17 protein-coding genes are annotated in these 22,473 nt (G+C 62.6%); 9 read left to right on the top strand and 8 right to left on the bottom strand.

Annotation, left to right across the window (positions count from 1 at the left end; all coding sequences use genetic code 11):
- Window positions 1-67 precede the first annotated feature (67 nt).
- Complete coding sequence (locus tag AC07ZE_RS16380) at window positions 68-1,810, bottom strand: amidohydrolase (protein WP_207265715.1); 1,743 nt, start codon at window positions 1,808-1,810, stop codon at window positions 68-70.
- 103 nt (window positions 1,811-1,913) lie between these two features.
- On the opposite strand from AC07ZE_RS16380, the gene AC07ZE_RS16375 reads away from it, so the two are divergent.
- From AC07ZE_RS16375 to AC07ZE_RS16355, 5 genes are all read left to right on the top strand, one after another.
- On the top strand, window positions 1,914-2,858 hold the full coding sequence (locus AC07ZE_RS16375) for a LysR family transcriptional regulator (protein WP_207265714.1): 945 nt from the start codon (window positions 1,914-1,916) through the stop codon (window positions 2,856-2,858).
- Window positions 2,859-2,955: 97 nt separating this feature from the next.
- Window positions 2,956-3,573: a transcriptional repressor LexA gene (gene lexA / locus AC07ZE_RS16370; protein WP_207265713.1), complete on the top strand. Its 618-nt coding sequence runs from the start codon at window positions 2,956-2,958 to the stop codon at window positions 3,571-3,573.
- The gene (imuA, locus tag AC07ZE_RS16365; RefSeq protein WP_137805112.1) at window positions 3,573-4,190 is read left to right on the top strand and encodes a translesion DNA synthesis-associated protein ImuA; all 618 of its coding nucleotides are present in this window, start codon (window positions 3,573-3,575) and stop codon (window positions 4,188-4,190) included. Before lexA ends, imuA begins: the two co-directional genes overlap by 1 nt.
- Window positions 4,191-4,197: 7 nt before the next feature.
- On the top strand, window positions 4,198-5,613 hold the full coding sequence (locus AC07ZE_RS16360) for a Y-family DNA polymerase (protein ID WP_207265712.1): 1,416 nt from the start codon (window positions 4,198-4,200) through the stop codon (window positions 5,611-5,613).
- The gene (locus AC07ZE_RS16355) at window positions 5,589-8,687 is read left to right on the top strand and encodes an error-prone DNA polymerase (RefSeq protein WP_207265711.1); all 3,099 of its coding nucleotides are present in this window, start codon (window positions 5,589-5,591) and stop codon (window positions 8,685-8,687) included. Before AC07ZE_RS16360 ends, AC07ZE_RS16355 begins: the two co-directional genes overlap by 25 nt.
- A gap of 122 nt (window positions 8,688-8,809) precedes the next feature.
- Here AC07ZE_RS16355 and AC07ZE_RS16350 read toward each other — a convergent pair whose 3' ends face one another.
- The 7 genes from AC07ZE_RS16350 to AC07ZE_RS16320 form a co-directional block, all read right to left on the bottom strand.
- Window positions 8,810-9,472, bottom strand: a complete 663-nt coding sequence (locus tag AC07ZE_RS16350; protein ID WP_207265710.1) for a flavin reductase family protein — start codon at window positions 9,470-9,472, stop codon at window positions 8,810-8,812.
- Between the two features lie 12 nt (window positions 9,473-9,484).
- Window positions 9,485-10,972, bottom strand: a complete 1,488-nt coding sequence (locus AC07ZE_RS16345) for an amidohydrolase family protein (RefSeq protein WP_207265709.1) — start codon at window positions 10,970-10,972, stop codon at window positions 9,485-9,487.
- On the bottom strand, window positions 10,969-12,165 hold the full coding sequence (locus AC07ZE_RS16340) for an amidohydrolase family protein (protein WP_207265708.1): 1,197 nt from the start codon (window positions 12,163-12,165) through the stop codon (window positions 10,969-10,971). The genes AC07ZE_RS16345 and AC07ZE_RS16340 overlap by 4 nt, the downstream gene beginning before the upstream one ends.
- Window positions 12,166-12,287: 122 nt before the next feature.
- Window positions 12,288-13,346, bottom strand: a complete 1,059-nt coding sequence (locus tag AC07ZE_RS16335) for an extracellular solute-binding protein (RefSeq protein WP_207265707.1) — start codon at window positions 13,344-13,346, stop codon at window positions 12,288-12,290.
- An 18-nt stretch (window positions 13,347-13,364) separates the two neighbouring features.
- Complete coding sequence (locus tag AC07ZE_RS16330) at window positions 13,365-14,153, bottom strand: ABC transporter permease (RefSeq protein ID WP_207265706.1); 789 nt, start codon at window positions 14,151-14,153, stop codon at window positions 13,365-13,367.
- Complete coding sequence (locus AC07ZE_RS16325; RefSeq protein ID WP_207265705.1) at window positions 14,150-15,067, bottom strand: ABC transporter permease; 918 nt, start codon at window positions 15,065-15,067, stop codon at window positions 14,150-14,152. The genes AC07ZE_RS16330 and AC07ZE_RS16325 overlap by 4 nt, the downstream gene beginning before the upstream one ends.
- 1 nt (window position 15,068) lies before the next feature.
- The gene (locus AC07ZE_RS16320; protein WP_095194660.1) at window positions 15,069-16,151 is read right to left on the bottom strand and encodes an ABC transporter ATP-binding protein; all 1,083 of its coding nucleotides are present in this window, start codon (window positions 16,149-16,151) and stop codon (window positions 15,069-15,071) included.
- A gap of 140 nt (window positions 16,152-16,291) precedes the next feature.
- Between AC07ZE_RS16320 and AC07ZE_RS16315 the strand changes: the two genes are divergently transcribed.
- The 4 genes from AC07ZE_RS16315 to AC07ZE_RS16300 all read left to right on the top strand — a co-directional run bounded on the left by AC07ZE_RS16315 (window position 16,292) and on the right by AC07ZE_RS16300 (window position 22,412).
- Window positions 16,292-16,981, top strand: a complete 690-nt coding sequence (locus AC07ZE_RS16315) for a GntR family transcriptional regulator (protein WP_207265704.1) — start codon at window positions 16,292-16,294, stop codon at window positions 16,979-16,981.
- 215 nt (window positions 16,982-17,196) lie between these two features.
- Entirely contained in the window at window positions 17,197-19,260 is a 2,064-nt protein-coding gene (locus AC07ZE_RS16310; protein WP_207267834.1) for a hybrid sensor histidine kinase/response regulator, read from the top strand.
- A 141-nt stretch (window positions 19,261-19,401) separates the two neighbouring features.
- Window positions 19,402-22,038 carry an excinuclease ABC subunit UvrA gene (locus AC07ZE_RS16305; protein ID WP_207265703.1) on the top strand — a complete coding sequence of 879 codons (2,637 nt, stop codon included), beginning with the start codon at window positions 19,402-19,404 and terminating at the stop codon, window positions 22,036-22,038.
- A gap of 185 nt (window positions 22,039-22,223) precedes the next feature.
- Window positions 22,224-22,412, top strand: coding sequence for a hypothetical protein (locus AC07ZE_RS16300; RefSeq protein WP_095194664.1), 189 nt, complete (start codon window positions 22,224-22,226; stop codon window positions 22,410-22,412).
- Window positions 22,413-22,473: the final 61 nt, after the last annotated feature.

Raw genomic sequence — 22,473 nt, 5'->3', positions numbered from 1 at the left:
GGCAGGCAAAGCTGCGCCGGGCCTCGTGTCGAAACGCGAGGCAGGGCGGCGGATGGGTGGATTTTTCTTAGAGGGTAGCGGCGTAGACCTGGCGACCGGCGAACCAGGTCTGCAGCACTTGGGTATCGTGCAGGGCCTTGTTGTCGACGCTGAACACGTCACGGTCGAGCACGATGAAATCCGCTTGCTTGCCGGCACTCAACGAGCCGATCTGTTGGTCCAGGCCAATGGTCCGGGCGGCATTAAGGGTGTAGGCGTAGAACATGGTTTCGCGGTCAAGACGTTCATCGGCGTTGAGCACCCCCAGCGGACCGTCACGGGTGATGGCCTGGGCCATGGCATTCCACGGGTTGGGCGAGGACACCGGCCAGTCGCTGGCCCCGGCGATGGTCGCGCCCTGCTTGAGCAGCGAGTGCGCCGGGTACTGGTAACGGAAGGCCAGGGCGCTGACGTAAGGTTTGATCATGTCCGTGGTGTAGTCGTCGGCGCTGGCCCAGAGCAATTGCATCGAGGCGATGACGTCGAGCGGCTTGAAGCGGGCGAATTCTTTCGGGTTGACCATCTGCAGGTGGGTGATGGAGTGGGTGACGCCGCTCTGGCGGTCCTTGCGCGCCTGTTCGATACCGTTCAATGACTCGCGCACCGCTCGGTCGCCGATGGCATGAATGTGCACCCGCCAGCCCCGTTGATCGATGGCGCTGACCAATTCGCCAAAACGCTTCGGATCGATCAACAGTTCGCCCTGTTTGTGCGAGTTGCTGTAAGGGTCGATCATCGCTGCACTCTGCGCCGGGTATTCGATCACGCCGTCGGCGAAGATCTTGATGCCCGGCAAGGTCAGGTTGGGGACGTCCTGAAACTGCTGTCGGACTTTGTCGAGCGTATCGAGATCGGCCGGTACGCTTTTCGGATTGGCCACCAGCAGCGCGGCGACGTGGGCGGTCATGCCGCCGCTTTGCGAAAGTGCCTTGTACACCGGCAGCACGCCGACGGTTTTCTCCGTGGGCTTGAGGGCGAACACCGGCTCACCCGGCGCGGCGTTGGTGGCGGGGTCCATCCACGCGGTGATGCCGAGGCTGTTGTTGTAGCTCACCGCGGTTTGCGCTGCCTTGAGCATGTCGGCGGCGCTCGGTGCCGGCATTTTCGAGGCAACCCGGTCCCAACCGGCGTCCACCAGAAACCCGTTGGGATTGCCGTCCTTCAGCTTGCCAATGGTGCCGTCTTCAGCCGCCGGCAAAGACTTGATCAGCGCGGCATCGACACCGGCGCGCTTGAGCATCACGTCGTTGGCCCAAGCCGTGTGGTGGTCGCTGCCGGTGAAGACGACGGGCACGCTGGCCCATTCACCGCTGTTGAATGTCTTGCCCAAGGCTTCGGATTGCGCCCAGTAGGCCGAGCTCATGCCGGCCACGCTGAGTACATCGCCGTGCCGGGCCTTGCCATCGTCACGCCAGGCACGCAAGCGTTTTTCCAGCTCATTGAGGTCGACCACCTCGTCTTCCATGTTCGCCGAGACCCTTTCCAGGCCACCGAAAATGGCGTGAGAGTGGCTGTCGATCAAGCCGGGCATCAGGGTCTTGCCGCCCAGGTCGATGACCCGGGTTCCGGCCTCGATCAACGCCTTGATCTGTGCATCGCTGCCGACCTGCAACACTTTGCCGTCCTGCACCGCCAAGGCCTGAACCTGGGGATGGCTGCGGTCTGCGGTGAAGATCTTGCCATTGAAAACCACCAGATCAGCCGCCGCCATGGCTTCCAGCGAGGCAAAACTCACGGCAGCCATCAATAGATTCGGGATGAATCTTTTCATTGAATGTTTCCTTGTTATTGCGTCTGATGGCCAGATTAGTGGCTTGCTGCGCCCGGCAGAACGCCTCGCTCATGAAAAACGTTTTTGCCTGAATGGAAAAAATATGGACAAGTTGGGTGCGCTGAAAATGTTCGTGGTCACGGCGCAACTGGGCAGTTTCAGTCGCGCTGCCGAACAATTGGGGAAAACACCGTCGGCCCTGACCAAAGCGGTCAATCACCTGGAGGCGGAACTGGGTACGCGTTTGTTCGAGCGCAGTACCCGGCGGATTTCGTTGACGGAAGCGGGGCGGCTCTATCTGGATACCGCACGTCAGGTCTTGCAGCGGCTGGACGAGGCCGGCGAGGAAATCGAGCAGTTGCAACACGGTCTGCGCGGCAGCTTGAAAATCACCGCGCCGCTGGCCTATGGGCAGGCATTTCTCGATCAGGTGTGTGGCGGCTTTCTTGAGCTATACCCGCAGATCAACCTGCAAGTGGACCTGTGCGATGACTTCGTCAATCTGTTGGAAAGCGGCTACGACCTGGCCTTGCGCGAAGGCCATGACGACTTGCCGGGGCTGATCGCCCGTGTGGTCGGCAGCAATCGCCTGGCGCTGTGTGGCAGTCCCGAGTACCTCGCGCGCAAGGGGCTGCCGGTCACCCCGCAGACCCTCGATGAGCACGAATGGTTGCTGTACCGCCATCCGTTGCTCAGCCGCGAGTTCTGGTGGGCCGAGCGCGACGGCCAGCGCCTGAGTTTGCCTCAGCCCCGGTCGCCACGCTTGCGCAGCGACAATTACGATTTGCTGTTGGCCAATGCGTTGGCCGGGCGCGGCTTGCTGCACACTCCGTTGTGGAGTGCCGCGCCGTATCTGGCCGACGGGCGACTGGTGCGGGTGATGGCCGACTATGACATCGACCCGGACACCTTTGGTCCTTACATCCTGGCGGTGTACCCCAGCCATCGTCGGGCCACGGCCAAGGTGCAGGCATTTATCGATTACATCGAAGGGTTTCTGGCGTCCCGGGGTTTGGGTTTGGCCACGGGTTTGCGTACAGGCGCGTGACCCGCTCCCACAAGTGATTCAGGTTGCCCGCGGATTCTGCACAGCTCCTACACACAGCGTCAGCGGTACTTGTAAGAAAAATCGCAAAAGAGTACAAATGTACTCCATGACGACATTAACTCCCCGCCGTACCGCCATCCTGACCTTCATCCGCGAGCGTATCGCCGAGCACGGTCAGTCCCCGAGCCTCGCCGAGATCAGCGAGGCGTTCGGTTTTGCCTCCCGCAGCGTGGCGCGCAAGCATGTGCTGGCGCTCACCGAAGCCGGGTTTATCGAAGTCAACCCGCACCAGGCCCGGGGCATTCGATTGCTCGGGCAACCCCCGCGCCCCGAGCTGCTGGACATCCCGGTACTCGGTCGGGTGGCGGCGGGTGCGCCGATCGGGGCCGATGCCGAAGTCCATAGCCGATTGCTGCTCGACCCGGCGATGTTCTCCCGCACGCCGGACTACATGCTGCGGGTTCGCGGCGACTCGATGATCGAGGACGGCATTCTCGACGGGGACCTGGTGGGCGTGCACCGCAACCCCGAGGCGCTCAACGGCCAGATCGTCGTGGCGCGGCTCGACGGCGAAGTCACCATCAAGCGTTTTGAGCGGGTCGGCGACCGGGTGCGCCTGTTGCCGCGCAACCCGGCCTATCAGCCGATCATCGTCGAGGCCGACCGGGACCTGGCCATCGAAGGGGTGTTCTGCGGTCTGGTGAGGCAAGGCTGATGGGGGCCGTCGTCGCGCTGGATACGCTGTTCAATGGCGGCCAGGTCTGGAAGGGCCGGCCTGCGCCGCCGGCCGCCAGCCCGCAACCCACCGGCCATGCCGCGCTGGATGCGGCGCTGCCCACGGGTGGCTGGCCGGAAGCGGCATTGACCGAGATCCTTCTGGCCGGGCAGGGCGTGGGCGAGTTGCAACTGGTGTGGCCGGCGCTGGCGCGGCTGTCGGCGGCGGGCGAACGCATTGTGCTGGTGGCACCGCCTTACGTGCCGTACCCCCAGGCCTGGCAGAACGCCGGGGTCGATCTGCGCCAATTGTCGATCATCCAGGCCAGCGAGCGCGACGCGTTGTGGGCGGCGGAACAATGCCTGCGTTCGGGCAGTTGCGGTGCGGTGCTGTGCTGGCCGCACAAGGCCGACGACCGCGCCTTGCGCCGTTTGCAGGTGGCGGCGGAAACCGGCCAGACCCTGGCCTTCGCCTATCGCTCGCTCAGCGAAGCGGTCAACCCCTCGCCAGCGGCCCTGCGCATCGCCATCGATGCCAGGCCTGCGCAATTGCGCGTGCTCAAGTGCCGGGGCGGTCTGGCCCGCTCGGCGCCGATTGCCTTCCCCGTGGGGCATTGAGGTTGCCATGCGCTGGGTCTGCATTTTGTTCCCGCAACTGGCGCTGGACGCGGTACTGCGTCAGCGCGCCGATCCCGATGAGCCGCTGGCGCTGCTGACTGGCCCGGCCCAGCGCCGGGTGCTGCAAGCGGTCAACGGCCCCGCGCGAGCCCTTGGCCTGCGTCCCGGTCAGTCCATGAGCGCCGCCCAGGCCTTGAGCAAGAGCTTCGCCACGGCCGAGTACGATGTCGCCGACATCGAGCACTGGCAGCAGTTTCTGGCTGCCTGGGCCTATCGGTTCAGTTCGCAAGTCAGCGTGCATTACCCGCGGGCGCTGGTGTTTGAAATCGAATCCAGCCTGGGCCTGTTCGGTGCCTGGCCACAATTGGAGGCGCGCTTGCGCAGGGAACTCGGCGAGCTGGGCTTTCGTCACCGCATTGTCGCCGCGCCCAACCCGGTGGCGGCGCGGATGCTGGCCAACGCTTATGACGGCCTGGTGGTGCCCGACGAGCAAGCCTTGCAGCATCACCTGGGGCAATTGCCCGTCGACCGCATCGGTCTGGAGGCCAGCGTGGCCACGGCGTTGTCGCGCATGGGCTTGCGCACCTTGAGTCAGGTGCAGGCGTTGCCTCGGCAGAGCCTGGCCCGGCGTTTCGAGGCCCAGGTGCTCAAGCATCTGGACACCTTGCGCGGGTTGCGGCGGCTGGCGCTGGCGTTCTATCTGCCGCCGGATCGCTTCGATGTGCGCATCGAGCTCAATTTCGATGTGCAATCCCATCAGGCCCTGCTGTTTCCGTTACGCCGCCTGACCGGCGATCTGTCGGCGTTCCTGTGTGGACGGGATAGCGGTGTGCAGCGCTTCGACCTGCACCTGGAACATGCGGGGCTGCCGGACACCCTGGTCAAGGTCGGCCTGCTCAGTGCCGAGCGCGACCCGGCGATGCTCTTCGAACTGGCCCGGGGGCGGCTGGAGCAGGTTCAGGTCGAGGCGCCGGTGCGTGGGTTTCGCCTGTGCGCCGAAGACCTGCCGACCTTCGTGCCGCAGTTTCAGGAACTGTTCGACGACCGCCCGCAGCAGTCCTTGCCCTGGGAGCAACTGCGCGAACGCCTGCGTGCACGGCTGGGGGATGATGCCGTGCACGGCCTGCGTTTTCAGGCCGATCACCGACCCGAATGCGCATGGCAGGCCAGTGCTGACAGTCAGCCCGGCGCGCGCTTCCCGACCGTGAGGCGCCCCGGTTGGCTGCTCACTGAACCGCTGGCGGTGCACCAAGGCTCCGCGCGCATCCTCATGGGACCGGAGCGCATCGAGTCCGGTTGGTGGGACGGCGACGACGTGCGTCGTGATTATTACCTGATCGAAACCCGTGCCGGCCAGCAAGGCTGGGCGTATCGAGCGGTCGGTGAGGACGGGCCGCTGTGGCTGCAAGGGTGGTTCGCATGAGCGCCGGGTATGCCGAACTGCACTGCCTGTCGAGCTTCAGTTTCCAGCGCGGTGCCTCCAGTGCCCTTGAACTGTTTCAACGGGCAAAAAAGCAGGGCTACCAGGCACTGGCGATCACCGATGAATGCACCCTGGCCGGTATCGTCCGCGCCTGGCAAGCGGCGAAGTCCGTTGAACTGCCATTGATCATCGGCAGCGAAATCCGCATCGAGAGCGGCCCGAAACTGGTGCTGCTGGTGGAGAACCTCGAGGGTTACCAGACCCTGTGCCGACTGATTACCCGCGCCCGCCGCCGTACGCAGAAAGGTCAGTACCAAATCCTGCGGGATGACTTCAGCGAGCCACTGCCGGGGCTGCTGGCGTTGTGGGTGCCGGACGCGGTGGATGACTTCGAGCAGGGTCGCTGGCTGAAACAGGTTTTTGCCGAGGGCCTGTGGCTGGCGGTGCAGTTGCATCGCGGTCAGGACGACACCCGACGCTTGGGCGATCTGCTGACCCTGGCCAGGGAACTGCGGATTCCCGCCGTGGCGAGCGGCGATGTGCACATGCACGCCCGAGGGCGCCGTGCCTTGCAGGACACCATGACTGCGATCCGTCATCACCTGCCGGTAGCCGATGCCGGGTTGCGCCTGCACCCCAACGGCGAACGGCATCTGCGCAGTCTCGACATCCTGCGCGAACTCTATCCGCCGGCCTTGCTCGAAGAAACGCAGGTCATTGCCCGGCGCTGCACGTTCGACCTCGGCCAGTTGCGTTATCAGTATCCCCGGGAGCTGGTGCCTGACGGGCACTCGGCCACCTCCTGGCTGCGTCATTTGACCGAACAGGGCATTGCCTGGCGCTGGCCGAAAGGTCCGCAAGCCAAGGTCCTCAAGCAGATCGACAAGGAACTGGAGCTGATCGCCGAGCTGGGCTACGAAAGCTACTTCCTGACGGTCCACGACATCGTCCGCTTCGCCCGTGAACAACAGATTCTTTGCCAGGGACGCGGCTCTGCGGCCAACTCGGCGGTGTGTTTTGCCCTGGGCATCACTGAAATCGATCCGGATCGCACCACGCTGCTGTTCGAGCGTTTTCTCTCCAAAGAGCGCAACGAGCCGCCGGACATCGACGTCGATTTCGAACATGAACGGCGCGAGGAAGTCTTGCAGTACGTGTTTCAGCGTTATGGCCGGGCCCGGGCTGCGCTGACCGCCGTGGTCAGCACCTATCATGCGGCCGGCGCAGTGCGCGACGTGGCCAAGGCGCTGGGCCTGCCGCCGGACCAGATCAATGCGTTGGCCGATTGTTGCGGTCACTGGAGCGACGAAACCCCGCCCGTGGAGCGTTTGCTCGAGGGCGGATTCGACCCTGAAAGCCCGGTGCTGCGCCGGGTGCTCAGCCTCACGGGGCAATTGATCGGTTTCCCCCGGCACCTGTCCCAGCACCCCGGTGGCTTCGTGATTTCCGAGCAACCCCTGGACAGCCTGGTGCCGGTGGAAAACGCGGCCATGGCCGAGCGCACCATCATTCAGTGGGACAAGGACGACCTCGATGCAGTCGGCCTGCTCAAGGTCGATATTCTCGCCTTGGGCATGCTCAGCGCCATCCGTCGCTGCCTCGACCTGTTGCGCAGGCATCGTCACCTGGACCTGAGCCTGGCGACGATCCCGTCCGAAGACGCGGCCACTTACGAAATGATCGGCCGCGCCGACACCATCGGCGTGTTCCAGATCGAATCTCGCGCGCAGATGTCGATGCTGCCCAGGCTCAAGCCGGTGAATTTCTACGACCTGGTGATCGAAGTCGCGATTGTGCGGCCGGGACCGATTCAGGGGGGCATGGTCCATCCGTACCTGCGGCGGCGAAACAAGGAAGAACCCGAGGTTTATCCGTCGCCGGAACTCAAAGTGGTGCTGGAACGCACCCTGGGCGTCCCCCTGTTCCAGGAGCAGGTGATGCAGATCGCCATCGTCGCCGCTGACTACAGCCCCGGCGAAGCCGATCAGTTGCGCCGCTCCATGGCAGCCTGGAAACGTCATGGCGGGCTCGAACCGCACAAGGATCGGCTGGCCGCCGGCATGAAGAAAAACGGCTACACCGCCGAATTCGCCGCGCAGATCTTCGAACAGATCAAGGGGTTCGGCAGTTACGGTTTTCCCGAATCCCACGCCGCCAGTTTTGCCTTGCTGACCTACGCCAGTTGCTGGTTGAAATGCCACGAACCGGCCGCCTTTGCCTGTGCGCTGATCAACAGTTGGCCCATGGGCTTCTACAGCCCGGACCAGATCCTGCAGGACGCACGGCGCCATCATTTGCAGATCCGCCCGGTGGACGTGCGGGCCAGCGACTGGGATTGCAGCCTGGAACCGATTGCCGGCGCACAACCGGCAATTCGCATGGGCTTGCGGATGATCAAGGGTTTTCGCGAGGACGATGCCCGGCGTATCGAAGCGGCGCGGTCCAGGGGCGCCTTTGCCGACATCGCCGACCTTGGCGAGCGAGCGCGACTCGATGCCCGAGCCCAGGAGCAACTGGCCGATGCCGGTGCGTTGCGCGGTCTGGCCGGTGATCGCCATCGGGCGCGCTGGGAAGTGGCGGGGGTGCAGAAACAGCTCGGTCTGTTCGCAGGTTTGCCCAGCCAGGAGGAGGGGGCGGTGGCGCTGCCCAAACCCACGGTCGGCGAGGACTTGCAGGCCGATTACAACAGTCTCGGCACCACTCTCGGGCCGCATCCGCTGGCCTTGCTGCGCGGTGAATTGAAAGCCCGGCGTTGCCGCAGCTCGAAGGAACTGCTGGACGTCGAACATGGCCGGCCGGTGAGCATCGCCGGGCTGGTTACCGGTCGGCAACGGCCGGCCACCGCCAGTGGCGTGACCTTCGTCACTCTGGAAGACGAATTCGGCAACGTCAACGTGGTGGTCTGGCGCGACCTGGCCGAGCGGCAACGCAAGGTGCTGGTCGGCTCGCAGTTGCTCAAGGTTGATGGGCGTTGGGAAAGGGAGGGCGAGGTGCGGCATCTGATTGCCGGGCGCTTGAGTGATTTGAGCCCACTGCTGGACGGCATCACCGTGCGCAGCCGGGATTTTCATTGACCCCCGCAATCAGTGAGGGAGCGAGCCTGCTCGCGAAGGGGCCGGCACATTCAGCATTGATGTCAACTGACAGACCGCCTTCGCGAGCAGGCTCGCTCCCACAGGTATTGTGCAACCGCGGATTATTTACCCACCGGCCAAAACCGCTCCCCACCCCCCGGTGCATCCGTCCACGCCTGCAACGACCGGGTGGGCAAATCGAAATAATCCCGGGTACGCGCATAGCCATGGCCACCCATGCGCCCAATCGCATCGAGCCCCAGTTGATCGATGTACAGGGTTTTCGGGTCGATCAGTTCGTCCCGCACATGGGCCATCAGCACTTCACCCAAGATGATCTCCCGCGACTGGCCGATGGACAGCGCCATCATTCGCCGGCATTCCAGTGCCACCGGGGCTTCGCCGATGCGCGGGCATTTGACCGTAGTGCCGGGAATGGCGGTGAGGCCGGCGGCGGTCAGCTCGTCGAAACCGGGGGCGAAGGGCACGGCGCAGACGTTCATGGCTTCCACCAGGGCATCGCTGACGATGTTGACGGTGAATTGCTGGTTGAGCTGGATGTTGCGCGTGGTGTCCTTGGGGCTCTGATCACCGTAGTTCTCCACGCCCAACGCGAGGATCGGCGGATCGGCCGAGAGCGCATTGAAAAAGCTGAACGGCGCGGCATTGACGCGACCTTCGCCGTCGACCGTGGTGACCAGGGCAATAGGTCGTGGTACCACGCTGCCGATCAGAATCTTGTACTTGTCCCGTGGGCTCAGTTGGCTGAAGTCGAAGCTTTGCATGGGCAGCATTCTCTAAGGAAGTGGATCAATGGCGCTCAGTGGCGCCTGTGCGCTGTAGTCGTCGGCGAAGGGGATGGCCGGTTGGAACAGGGTTTTCCAGTCCGGTTGGCCGAAGGCCCGGTCGCTGTGACTGCGCATCAGTTTTTCGAATTGTCGTTGGGCCTGGCGCTGCAGGGCGGGGTAGTCGACTCCGTTGACCTGACCGTCCTGCATCACACAGCGGCCGTCGATCCAACTGGCGATGCAGTCGTCACCGCGCCCGGCCAACACCAGGTTTTTCAGTGGATCGAACAGCGGCCCCAGGTGCAGGCCGCGCAGGTTGAACACGGTGATGTCGGCCTTTGTTCCCGGCGCCAGTCGCCCAAGGTCATCGCGGCCCAGGGCCCTGGCGCCACCGAGGGTGGCGGCGTTGTACAGATCGAGCGTGCTGGTCAACGTGTTGCCGCCCTCCATCAGTCGCGCGATGTTCAAGCCCTGGCGCATGTTGTCCAGCAAATCCGCCGGCCAGGTGTCGGTGCCCAGGGCGAGGTTGACGCCCTTGGCCCGATAGCGACCGAAAGAGTCCAATGCCTCGCCGTCCCGGGCGAACACCACCGGGCAATGCACCAGGCTGGCACCACCGTCCACCACCCTTTGCAGGTCATCATCGCCACGGGTGTAGATGCCGTGGGGCAGCAGGCTGCGCGGGGTCAGCAGGTCAAGTTGCTGCAACCAGCCCAACGGTGACGCACCGCGCAAATGCTCGACCATCGCCACTTCGCCAAGGCCCTGGCAACAATGCAGACGCATCGGCGCATTGAGTTCCCGGCTCAGTGCAGCGGTGCGCTGCAACAGCGCCGGAGTGCAGGTCTGGATGCGGTCCGGCAGCAGTGCACCGCGGATCAGGCCCTCATTCGTGCCGTCGAAATCCTTGAAAAACCGTTGCGCCGCGTCGAGTCCGGCCATGCCCCGGGCTTCGTCCCAGTGGTGGGCCAGCGTGCCGTCAGCCTGCCAGTAACTCATGCCGCTCATGTAGCAGGGGCCGAGGTAAGTGCGCAGCCCCAGCTCGGTGGCCACACCGGCCACCGCCGCAAATTCGTCGTAGCTTTCCGCCCACTGACGGTAGTACATCGAGGTAATCGGCATGGCCGTGGTGATGCCGTTGCGGATCAGCTGCGTGAAGGCGTAGCGGTACTTGAAGGCTTCTTCGTCCGGGCTGTAGCTTTCCCGTGGTCCTCGCGCCAGATACTGCGCCGACCACATCCGGCCCATGTCGCGCTCGTCGCCGTTGTCCAGGGTCAACACCGTGGAATCGAGATCGCCCAAAGCATCGAGGTCAATGAACCCGGGGCCGATCAACGCGTTGCCGTAGTCGATCCACTGATCCACCGGTCCCGGATAATCGCGGCCGACGAACACGATGTGCGAGCCTTCGAACACCACCTCACCGTTGCGCCAGAGAACATGTTGCATGCCGTCGAAGCCGACCACGCAGCTGCTTTTGAGGCCGATGCGCTTCACAAACGGCTGTCCTGCAAACGGCCACCCGAAGCAATCAACCGCCCGCCGCGATAGACCTGACGCAGGGGGCGCGACACCACGGCTTCACCCAGGGTCTGTACCGGCATCAGCAAAAAGTCCGCAGGCCGACCGATCTCCACGCCATATCCATCACAGCCCAGTGCCCGCGCACCATTCACGGTCGCTGCGTCGAATGCCGCTGCCAGTTCCTCGTCCTTGTTCAAGTCAAAACGGAACGCCAGCAACATCGCCCGCTCCAACATGTCGCCGTTGCCCATGGGCGACCAGGCATCACGGATGCCATCCGAACCCAGGCACACATTCACCCCGGCTTCGCGCAAGGCGAGGAATGGAGGTACCGCACAATCGGCCGGCGCCGAACTCATCAACGAAATCCCCAGTGCCGCCAGACGTTCGGCCACCGGTTTGACCTGGTTCCACGGCAGCATGCCCAGGCAGTAGGCGTGGCTGATCATCACCCGGTCCTGAAGCCCGAAGCGCTCGGTGTAGTCGGCGATCAGTTTGATCTGCCACAGGCCCAACTCGCCCTTGTCGTGCAGGTGAATGTCGACGCCACGGTCGTACTCGCTGGCCAGTTTGAACACGAAGTCCAGTTGCGCGATGGGGTCGTTGTCGATACCGCAGGGGTCGAGGCCGCCGACGTTCTCCACCCCCAATGCCATGGCTTCGCGCATCAGTTCGGCGGTGCCGGGGCGACTGATCAGGCCGGTTTGCGGGAAGACCACCAGTTGCAGGTCGATCAAGTCGCGGTATTTTTCACGTAACTGCTGCATGGCCTCGACATGGCGCAGGCCGAATTCCGGGTCGATGTCGACGTGGCAGCGCAGGGTCAGCGAACCACGGGCGATGCAGTTCTCCAGCAGGGCACCGGCCCGTTGTGCAATGGGGGCTTGGACTTCGCGCAGTACACGACGCTCGTTAGCGATGTAGTCCTTGAGGGTCGGACCGGCACTGTTCGGACGCCAGGGCTGGCCCCAGAGGGTTTTGTCCAGGTGCACGTGGCTTTCCACCAGGGCTGCGGTGAGCAATTGGTTCTGGCCGTCCATGTCGGTGGCGAGCAGTTCGCTGGTCGAGGCCGGGCGACGCTGGGTAAAGCGGCCGTTTTCGATCAGCAGGTCTTCGGCGGCGGCGCCGTAGGGGCGCACGTTGCGTAGCCAGCGGGGGTGGGTCATTGCATACCTCAAATTTTATGTTGTCAGGACGGGCCTCTTCGCGAGCAGGCTCGCTCCCACAGGGGAATGCATTTCAAATGTGGGAGCGAGCCTGCTCGCGAAGGCCGCGACTGGGTTTCAGATCAGCCCTTGAGCTTCGCCCAGATCCGGTCCTGCAGTTCCCGCGCCTTGTTGCTGCATTCCTTTTCAGGACGCAGGCGCGAGGCGAATTCGTCGGGCATGTTGATGGCATCCATGACCCGCCACTTGGCATCGATCAACTTGTCGCTCTGGATGCCGTTGGCGTAGGCGATGGCGTTGGACACGGCCGCCGCGTTTTCCGGTTTCATCATCCAGTCGATGAAGATCCTGGCGTTGCCGGGGTGCGGTGCGCTTTTGGGTACGGCGAAGTTGTCCTGGAACATCGCCAGGCCTTCTTTCGGATACACGTACTTGATGGTGCTCTTCTGCAAGGTGGCCCGCGCTGTAGAACCGTTCCAGTTCTGCATCATGATCACCTCGCCGGAGGCCATGCGGTCGACGGTGTTGTCCGAGCTGTACATCTTCAGGAACGGCTTCTGTTTTTGCAGCAGTTCCAGGATGCGTTTGGCGTCCTGCGGGTTTTCCGTGCATTCGTCGACGTTCAGGTAATGGCTGGCGGCGTTGATCACGCTGCTGGACGTGTCAAGGGCGGCGAGTTGGCCTTGCAGTTCCTTGCGCGGCTCGAAGAACTCTTTCCACGAGTCATCGAGCTTGCCGCCAGGCACCCGCGCGCTGTCATAGGAGAACCCGGTGGTGCCCCACAGGTACGGTGCCGAGAACTTGCGGCCGGGGTCGAAGCTCGGGTCGCGGAACGCCGGCTTCACGTACTGGAAGTTGGGCAGGGTCGGCGCGTCGATTTCCAGCAGCAGGTTCTGGTTGATCAGGGTGCGCATGATCGACTGCGACGGTACGATCACGTCATAGGCGGCACCACCGGCCTGCAACTTGGCCAGCAGGGTTTCGTTGCTGTCGTAGCCGTCCATGGTGACCTTGATGCCGGTCTCCTTTTCGAACTTGGCCAGCAGGTCGACCGGGTAGTAATCGGTCCAGTTGTAGAAGAACAGTTGCTTGGGTTCGGCGGCCTGGGCGCTGAAGGTGGTGAAGCAACTCAGGGCCAGGCCGGTGACGGCGAAACACATATTCTTGATGTTCTTTTTCATGAGTGAAACGCTCCAGGATTATTGGTTTTTACCGCGCTGTCCCAGCCAGAAGGCCAGCACCACCAGCACGATGGAAATCACCAGCATCAGGGTCGAGATCGCATTGATCTCCGGCGTTACGCCGGCCTTGATCGCCGAGAAGATGTACACCGGCAGGGTCGTGGAACCGGGGCCGGCGACGAAGAAGGTCATGATGAAATCGTCGAGGCTGACCACGAACGCCAGCACCGAACCGGACAGCACCGCCGGCCACAACAGCGGCAGCGTCACCCGCCGGAACACCTGCCACGGATTGGCGTACAGATCGTTCGCCGCTTCCAGCAGACTCTTGTCCAGGTCATTGAGCCGCGCGCGGATCGGCAGGTAGGCGAAGGGAATGCAAAAGCCGATATGGGCGACGATCACCGTCAGCAAACCGAGCTTGATCCCCAGCGCCATGAACAACAGCAGGGTGGCGACGGCAGTGACGATTTCCGGCAGGATCAGCGGCAGGTTGATCCCGCCTTCGACCATCTTCTGCCCGTAGAACGGCCGGTAAGTCGCCAGAGCCGCGAGCAAGGCAATCGCCGTGGCGCACACTGTGGCGATGCCGGCGACGATGATCGAGTTCAGCGCGGCGGTCTGGATCGACGGGTTGGCCAGGATGCGTCCATACCAGTCGAACGAAAACTCGGTCCATACCGTTGCCGAGCGGTTGGCGTTGAAGCTGTAGGCGATCAGCACGAAGATCGGCAGGTACAGGTAGGCCAGGATCAGCAGGCTGACTTCCCGGGTCATCGGCAGTTTTTTCAGGTGCAGGGCGATCATGCGGTGGCTCCCCGACGAATTGTTTTGGCGGCGCTGCGGCTGTAGAGGGCGTACAGCACCAGGGACAGCAGCAGAATCCCCAGCAACAGGAACGACAGAGAGCTGCCCAGCGGCCAGTTGCGCGCGGTGCCGAACTGTTGCTGGATCAGATTGCCGATCATCAGGGTCTTGCCGCCGCCGAGAATGGCCGGCGTGATGAAGGCGCCGAGGCTGGGCACGAATACCAGCAGGGAACCGGCAATCACGCCCGGCATCGACAGCGGCAGAATGATCCGCCGCAGCGCATGCCAGCGGTTGGCGCCCAGGTCATAGGCCGCTTCCACCAGACGCCAGTCGAGTTTTTCCAGTGTTGAGTAGATCGGCAGAATCATGAACGGCAGGAAGCTGTAGACCAGCCCGACGCTGACGGCGAAGTCGTTGTAGAGCAGGGTGATGCCGCCGGCATTGGGGAACAGCGCATTGAGGCTCTGGGCGACCCAGCCCTGTTCGCGCAGGATGATCAGCCATGCGTAATTGCGGATCAGCAGGTTGGTCCAGAAGGGGATGGTGATCAGCAGTACCATCAGGTTGCGTCGACGGGGTGTCAGGCTCGACATCCACAGCGCCACCGGAAAGCCGAACAGGAAACACAGCACGGTGGTGCCACCGGCCTGGAACACCGAGCGCAACAGTACCTGGGCGTAGACCCAATTGAGCTCAAGCTCACCGTCGAATCCTTCCTGGAAAAACAACTGCACGTAGCTTTGCAATTGCCAGTCGGCCTGCCAGTCGACGCCACCATAGACGTTGCGCGGCAGCAGGCTGATGTAGCCCATGATGCCCAGTGGAATGGCGATCAGGGCCAGCAGGGTCAGAACCACCGGGCTGAGCAGCAGCGCACGGTTGAGGGCGGGAGAAGTGCTGCTGACGCTCATCTCAGGCCTCCATCAACAGGCAGGCGTGGGGCGGCAGGTTGACCGCCACGCGGTCACCGACGCCACGGCTGCGGTTCAGGCCTTCGTTGTTTTCACGCAGCATGACCTTGATGTCGTTGTTCAAGCGGCACTGGTAGAGGGTTGCGGTGCCGACGTACAGCACGGCCTCGATCACCCCACGCAGGTGGTGTGGTTGCGCCGGGTCCACCAGTTGCGAACGCTCCGGGCGGAACGCCAGTTGCACCTTGCCGTCGATGCCTTGGGCCGGGCAGGGGATTTCCACCGGCATGCCGCTGGGCACGAAGAGGTGTTCGTTGTTTTGCCCGCGTTTGAGGTGCCCGGGCAGGAAGTTGATGTCACCAATGAACTGGGCGACGAATTGATGCTGCGGCCGTTCGTAGATGTCGTTGGGCGTACCGATCTGCAGGATCTTGCCGGCGGACATCACGGCAATGCGATCGGACAGGGTCAGGGCTTCTTCCTGATCGTGGGTGACAAAAATGAAGGTGATGCCCGCTTCCTTTTGCACACGTTTGAGCTCGACCTGCATTTCCTTGCGCAGCTTGAGGTCGAGCGCCGACAGTGGTTCGTCGAGCAGCAGCACTTTGGGTTTCGGCGCCAAGGCCCGGGCCAGAGCCACCCGTTGCTGCTGGCCACCGGACAGTTCTGCCGGTTTGCGTCGGGCCAAGTGCTGCATTTGCACCAGCGCCAGCATTTCATCGACCCGCTGCGGGATCAGCTTGCGATCAAGACCCTGCATCTCGAGGCCGAAGGCGATATTCTGCGCAACACTCATGTGCGGAAACAGCGCGTAACTCTGGAACACTGTGTTGACCCGCCGCTTGAACGGCGGCAAGTCGTTGACCGGTTCGCCGGCGAGGCGGATTTCACCGTCGCTGACGTGCTCGAAGCCGGCGATGGTGCGCAGCAGGGTGGTTTTGCCACAGCCGGAGGGGCCAAGCAGGGTGAAGAACTCGTTGTCGGCGATATCGACCGATACATGATCGAGGGCCGGTGCCAAGCCGGGATCGTCGGAATATCGCTTGGAGACGTTACGCACTTCAATTGCAACTGGATGACCCATAATGGTGCATTCCTCTAATTATTGTATGCAAAATCTGGATGCAATTTAGAAATACCCGGATTAACCTGCTCATGCAACCCCCTTTTTCAAGGCTGTTCATTCGCCTGGGGCCGGTTGCGTAGCGCTCAAGGAGTCATCGAATGGCGGAAAAAAAACTGGAGACCACGGTCGACCGCGTCTATCAAGGGGTTTACGAGGCGATCAGCAAACGCACCCTGCGGCCTGGCATGAAGCTCGGCGAGGCCTCGCTGGCTGAACTTTTCAATGTCAGCCGCACGTCGGTTCGTGCCGCGCTCAAGCAACTGGAGGCCGATGGCCTGGTCACCACCGAGCCCAATAAAGGTGCGTCGGTCTCGTTGCCCAGCGACGAAGAGATCCGCTCTTTGTTCGAAACCCGGCGTCTGATCGAGATCGGCATCGTCAGTGAGTTGTGCCGTCGGCGCGACACCGCCGTGACCCAGGACTTGCGCGATCACCTGTTGCTGGAAGACGAAGCGCACCAAAGTGGCGACCATGAGCGGTTGATTCATCTGCTTGGTGAGTTCCACATCAAACTCGCTCGCAGCTTGAACAATCCGGTGTTGCTGGACTGGTTCCAGAAACTGATTTCCCGGGCTTCGCTGTACGCCGCTGCCCTGGATGACGACAGCCACGAAGCCTGTCGCGACGACGAACATTTGCGATTGATCGAGTACATCGAAGCGGGCAACCAGAGTGCAGCGATCGAGCTGACCTGCATGCACCTCAATGGCATCGAGAAGGCAATTCTCGACGTGGCCGCCACGCTGAAAACCAGCTACAACCCGCTCAAGCATTTGATTGAGGTGTAGCGCATCACTTGATCCGGGCTTGTAACCTGTGGGAGCGAGCAGGCTCGCTCCCACAGGCATCTCTGCTTGCCATGGAGCCCGCGAGAATCAGCTATACCTCTATGAAACCATTGGCATCCGCGATGCTCGAAACAAACGGGTGCAGTCACCGGATACAGAGCCAGCCAATGCAGTTTCTAGACGATAGCCACGGGTGTGCCGGCTGGAGCGGCGAAATGGCCGGGCGCATTCGTGCGTTCGATTGGAGCCACACCGAGCTTGGCGCCATCGATACCTGGCCAAGGAGCCTGAACAGCACGGTACAGCTGATGCTCGCCTCGCCGCTGCCGATGGTGATGCTTTGGGGGCGGCCCGGCTACATGATCTATAACGACGCCTATTCGACATTTGCCGGCGGGCGCCATCCCTACCTGTTGGGTTCGCCGGTGGAGCTGGGCTGGCCGGAAGTGGCCGATTTCAACCGGCATGTGGTCGATACCTGCCTCGCTGGCGGCACGTTGTCCTACCGCAACAAAGTGCTGGTGCTGCTGCGCGACGGGGTCCCCGAAGACGTCTGGCTGGATCTGTATTACAGCCCGGTCGCCAACGATGACGGCTGTCCCGCCGGCGTCATGGCAATGGTGGTCGAAACCACCGAATTCGTGATTTCCGAACGCCTGCGTCAGGCCGCCGAAAATGCCTATCGCGCCGACAACGAACGGGTGCGCCTGGCACTCAATGCCGGGGCTTTGCTCGGCTCGTTTGTCTGGGACATCAAGGCTGACGTACTGAGCGGCGATGAACGCTTTGCCCGCACCTTTTCCTATCCTGCCGGGCAACCCCTGGACAACCTGCCCCAGGACATCGCCGAAGCGCACATCCATCCTGATGATCGCAGCTGGGTTCAGGAGCAAGTCAAACAGTCCATGAAAACCGCCGCACCCTTTAACGCCGAATACCGGGTGCTGCGCCCCGATGGCACTTATTTGTGGGTACTCGCCAGCGGTTGTTGCGAGTTTGATGAACAGGGTGAGCCGTTTCGTTTCCCAGGGGTGTTGATCGACATCCATGAACGCAAGACGGCCGAAGAATCCTTGCTCAAGTTCACCCGTAATCTGGAGCAGCGCGTCGCTGACGAAGTCGAAGCGCGTCTGGCGGCGGAAGAGCAACTGCGTCAGTCACAGAAGCTCGAAGCCATTGGCGGCTTGACCGGTGGCGTGGCCCACGATTTCAACAACCTGTTGCAAGTGATCGCCGGCAACCTGCACTTGCTGGCGCGTCATGAGCCCGACAATGCCAACGTGCAACGCCGTGTGGCGGCATCGATTGCTGCCGTGGAGCGTGGCGCCAAACTGTCTTCGCAATTACTCGCCTTCGCACGGCGCCAGCCGCTGTCCCCGGCGATTTGCACGCCGCAGCAAATTTTCGACGGCCTGGGCGAGCTGTTGCAGCGTGCCCTGGGGGAAACCCTCCAGATCCATATGAGCGCTGCCGAAGATCCCTGGGCGGTGTTTGTCGATCGCAATCAACTGGAAAACACCATCCTCAATCTGGCGATCAATGCCCGGGACGCGATGAAGGGTGAGGGGATCATTGAGTTGAGTGCCGACAACATCACCCTCGACCGCGCGTTCTGCGCGGGTAAAGGTATCGTCGCCGGCGACTATGTGCGTGTGACGGTGGCCGACACCGGCTCCGGCATGCCGCCGCAAGTGCTGGCACAGGCCTTCGAACCGTTTTTCACCACCAAGCCCGACGGCCAGGGCACGGGGCTGGGCCTGAGCATGGTATTCGGGTTCGTCAAGCAGAGCGGTGGGCATGTCGAGATGTCCAGCACCGTCGGGGAGGGCACCCGGGTGCAGCTGTATTTCCCGCGCAGCCTGCGTACAGCGGACAGTGAGGTAGCAGTCCTTGATATTGCGCAACGGGGTGGGCACGAACGGATTCTGGTAGTCGAGGACAATGAAGCCGTGCGCACTTCGACGGTGGAGTTGTTGCGCGAAGAGGGTTATCAGGTGCTGACGGCACCCAACGCCGACGTCGCCATGCAGATGTTGCTGGAGGGCGTGGTGGTGGACCTGATCTTCACCGACGTGGTCATGCCCGGCCTGATCAAGAGTTCTGACCTGGCGGCGTGGGCGAAAGTGCAGAACCCACCTTTGGCTGTGCTGTTCACGTCCGGTCACACCCGTGACATTATCTCGCGCAACCACCAACTCAGCCCCGACACCCATTTGCTGAGCAAGCCCTATAGCCCGCAAGCGCTGACCCGGATGATCCGCACCGTCCTCAATGGCTAAGAAAAACCATTGTGGGAGCGAGCCTGCTCGCGAAAGCGGAGTGTCAGGCAACATCCATGTTGAATGACAGATCGCCTTCGCGAGCAGGCTCGCTCCCACAAGGGAATGGTGTTTTTTCAGTAATTTAAGTAAGGCGACCCGATGACTTCAACGCGCACCTCAACTCCCCCCTCAGGCATGGTCAGGGTGCGCGGCGCCCGGGAACACAATCTCAAGAACATCGATGTCGATATCCCCCGCGATGCCCTGGTGGTGTTCACCGGGGTGTCGGGTTCGGGGAAATCTTCCCTGGCGTTTTCGACCCTGTACGCCGAGGCGCAACGCCGTTATTTCGAATCCGTGGCGCCTTATGCGCGGCGCCTGATCGATCAGGTCGGGGTGCCGGATGTCGATTCCATCGAAGGCTTGCCACCGGCAGTGGCTTTGCAGCAACAACGTGGCACGCCCAGTACGCGTTCTTCGGTGGGCAGCGTCACGACCCTGTCGAGCCTGATCCGCATGCTGTATTCGCGTGCCGGCAGTTATCCGGCGGGGCAGCCGATGCTGTACGCCGAAGACTTTTCGCCGAACACACCCCAGGGCGCATGCGCCGAATGCCATGGCTTGGGCCGGGTGTATGAAGTCACCGAGGCGTTGATGGTACCGGACCCGAGCCTGACCATTCGCCAGCGTGCGGTCGCTTCCTGGCCATTGGCCTGGCAGGGCCAGAACCTGCGGGACATCCTCGTGACCATGGGCTACGACGTTGATATCCCTTGGCGCGACCTGCCGAAAAAACAGCGCGACTGGATTCTGTTCACCGAAGAAACCCCGACGGTGCCGGTGTATGCCGGGCTCACCCCGCAAGAAACCCGGGCCGCCCTCAAGCGCAAAATGGAGCCGAGTTACCAAGGTACCTTCACCGGCGCGCGCCGCTACATCCTGCACACCTTCACCCATTCGCAAAGTGCGCTGATGAAGAAGCGCGTCTCGCAATTCATGCTCGGCAGCCCTTGCCCGTTGTGCGACGGCAAACGCCTCAAGCGCGAGGCCTTGTCGGTGACCTTCGCCGGCTACGACATCGGCGAGTTATCGCAGATGCCATTGCTGCAAGTGGCCGACGTACTCAGGCCGGTGGCAGCCGAGCAGTATCTGCAGGAGGGCGAGGAGGCGGGTGAGGTGCTGACCCACCGCCAGACCCGCGAAGCCCGCGAACAGCGCGTCGCCCACGGCGCCAGTGGTCACGCCAATGCGCCGGATGTACGGCACACGCCGAACCTGTCGGTGGAAAAACGCCTGGCCGCGCAACGGATCGCCCAGGACCTGCTGGAAAGGGTCAGCACATTGACTGACCTCGGCCTCGGTTACCTGGCGTTGGAGCGCAGCACCCCGACACTGTCGTCCGGCGAATTGCAGCGCCTGCGCCTGGCAACGCAGTTGGGTTCGCAGCTGTTTGGTGTGATCTACGTGCTGGACGAACCATCGGCCGGCTTGCACCCGGCCGATGGCGAGGCGTTGTTCGAGGCCCTGCAACGCTTGAAAGCCGCCGGCAACACCTTGTTCGTGGTCGAACACGACCTGGAAACCATGCGCCGCGCCGACTGGTTGATCGATGTCGGCCCGGCGGCGGGCGAGCATGGTGGCCGGGTGCTTTACAGCGGCGTGCCCATGGGGCTGGCCGATGTCATTGACTCACAAACCCGCGCTTATCTGTTCGCCGAGCACATCGTCAAATCCCGAGCCTTGCGCAAGCCAAGCGATTGGCTGCGTCTGGAAGGCATCACCCGCAATAACCTGAACAACCTCGACGTCGAGTTCCCGTTGGGGTGTTTTACCGCGGTGACCGGGGTTTCAGGTTCGGGCAAATCGAGCCTGGTCAGCCAGGCCTTGCTGGAACTGGTCGGTGCGCACCTCGGTCGCCCGACCACTGACAGCGACTCGCAAGAGCCGAGCCTGGAAGACGATGCCCCGCAAGTCAGCGGTGGCCAGGTCACGGCGGGACTGGCGTCGATCAAGCGTCTGGTGCAAGTCGACCAGAAACCCATCGGCCGCACCCCGCGTTCCAACCTGGCGACCTATACAGGGCTGTTCGACAACGTGCGCAAGCTCTACGCCGCCACGCCCGAGGCCCAGGCCGCGGGTTATGACGCCGGGCAGTTTTCCTTCAACGTCGCCAAGGGCCGCTGCCCGACCTGCGAAGGCGAGGGTTTTGTCAGCGTCGAGTTGCTGTTCATGCCCAGCGTCTATGCGCCGTGCCCGACCTGCCAGGGCGCCCGCTACAACCCCGAAACCCTGGCAATCACTTGGCAGGGCCGCAATATCGCCCAGGTGCTGCAACTGACCGTGGACCAAGCGGTCGAGGTATTCACCGAGCAAGCAGCCGTGCGTCGTTCGTTGGAAGTACTGCGCGATATCGGCCTGGGTTACCTGCGTCTCGGCCAACCGGCGACGGAGCTGTCCGGCGGCGAAGCCCAGCGCATCAAGCTGGCCACCGAGCTGCAGCGCAATCAGCGCGGGGCGACGCTGTACGTGCTCGATGAACCCACCACCGGGCTGCACCCGCGGGACGTCGATCGCTTGCTTGAACAGTTGAACAACTTGGTGGAGGCGGGGCACACGGTGATCGTTGTCGAACATGAAATGCGCGTGGTGGCGCAAAGTGACTGGGTGATTGATATCGGACCCGGGGCTGGGGATCAGGGGGGCAAGATTGTCGTGGCGGGCACACCGCAGAAAGTGGCCAAGAGCAAAAAGAGTCGGACGGCGCCGTTCCTTGCCAGGACTTTGGGCTTGGCTTGAATGGGCGGTGAATCTGCGGGCCTCTTCGTCGGATCGCCGCCCGGAGCCGGCTCCCACAATGGGTCTTTGGCGTTCACAATTGTTCTGTGGGAGGCTGATGAAGGGAACGTTGACCGCGTCGTGACTTCGAAACTACAAGGCCCGAGTGTTTCGGCCGCGTACTTGCAGTGATGAACGAGGTTCTTATGAAAGAGAAAAATCTTGGCGAACCCCCGCAAAGCACCCCGGAGCCACAGAGCGGTGATACGGCGGTTGACCAGAAAAACCGCCATACCGATAACGACAATGAATTCAGTCCGGGCTTCAAGCCCAACCCGGATCGACCCAAGCCCAGCGATGACACGGATGCCGATATCGACACGGATGGTGGCTAGGTGGCGGACATAAAACTGGCAGGCAGACACAAAATATGTGGCGAGGGAGCTTGCTCCCGCT

Source organism: Pseudomonas sp. GW101-3H06 (assembly GCF_059424605.1).
The sequence above is the reverse complement of the archived record's forward strand: the minus strand, read 5'-3'. Positions and strand labels throughout refer to the sequence as shown.

Bases quoted from the DNA above. Each gene is read 5' to 3' on its own strand.
- imuA (WP_137805112.1), top strand. From the start codon at position 3,573: ATGGGGGCCGTCGTCGCGCTGGATACGCTGTTCAATGGCGGCCAGGTC.
- lexA (WP_207265713.1), top strand. From the start codon at position 2,956: ATGTACTCCATGACGACATTAACTCCCCGCCGTACCGCCATCCTGACC.
- AC07ZE_RS16360 (WP_207265712.1), top strand. From the start codon at position 4,198: ATGCGCTGGGTCTGCATTTTGTTCCCGCAACTGGCGCTGGACGCGGTA.
- AC07ZE_RS16340 (WP_207265708.1), bottom strand. From the start codon at position 12,165: ATGACCCACCCCCGCTGGCTACGCAACGTGCGCCCCTACGGCGCCGCC.
- AC07ZE_RS16315 (WP_207265704.1), top strand. From the start codon at position 16,292: ATGGCGGAAAAAAAACTGGAGACCACGGTCGACCGCGTCTATCAAGGG.
- AC07ZE_RS16320 (WP_095194660.1), bottom strand. From the start codon at position 16,151: ATGGGTCATCCAGTTGCAATTGAAGTGCGTAACGTCTCCAAGCGATAT.
- AC07ZE_RS16310 (WP_207267834.1), top strand. From the start codon at position 17,197: ATGGCCGGGCGCATTCGTGCGTTCGATTGGAGCCACACCGAGCTTGGC.
- AC07ZE_RS16300 (WP_095194664.1), top strand. From the start codon at position 22,224: ATGAAAGAGAAAAATCTTGGCGAACCCCCGCAAAGCACCCCGGAGCCA.
- AC07ZE_RS16305 (WP_207265703.1), top strand. From the start codon at position 19,402: ATGACTTCAACGCGCACCTCAACTCCCCCCTCAGGCATGGTCAGGGTG.
- AC07ZE_RS16330 (WP_207265706.1), bottom strand. From the start codon at position 14,153: ATGATCGCCCTGCACCTGAAAAAACTGCCGATGACCCGGGAAGTCAGC.
- AC07ZE_RS16350 (WP_207265710.1), bottom strand. From the start codon at position 9,472: ATGCAAAGCTTCGACTTCAGCCAACTGAGCCCACGGGACAAGTACAAG.
- AC07ZE_RS16335 (WP_207265707.1), bottom strand. From the start codon at position 13,346: ATGAAAAAGAACATCAAGAATATGTGTTTCGCCGTCACCGGCCTGGCC.
- AC07ZE_RS16380 (WP_207265715.1), bottom strand. From the start codon at position 1,810: ATGAAAAGATTCATCCCGAATCTATTGATGGCTGCCGTGAGTTTTGCC.
- AC07ZE_RS16325 (WP_207265705.1), bottom strand. From the start codon at position 15,067: ATGAGCGTCAGCAGCACTTCTCCCGCCCTCAACCGTGCGCTGCTGCTC.
- AC07ZE_RS16375 (WP_207265714.1), top strand. From the start codon at position 1,914: ATGGACAAGTTGGGTGCGCTGAAAATGTTCGTGGTCACGGCGCAACTG.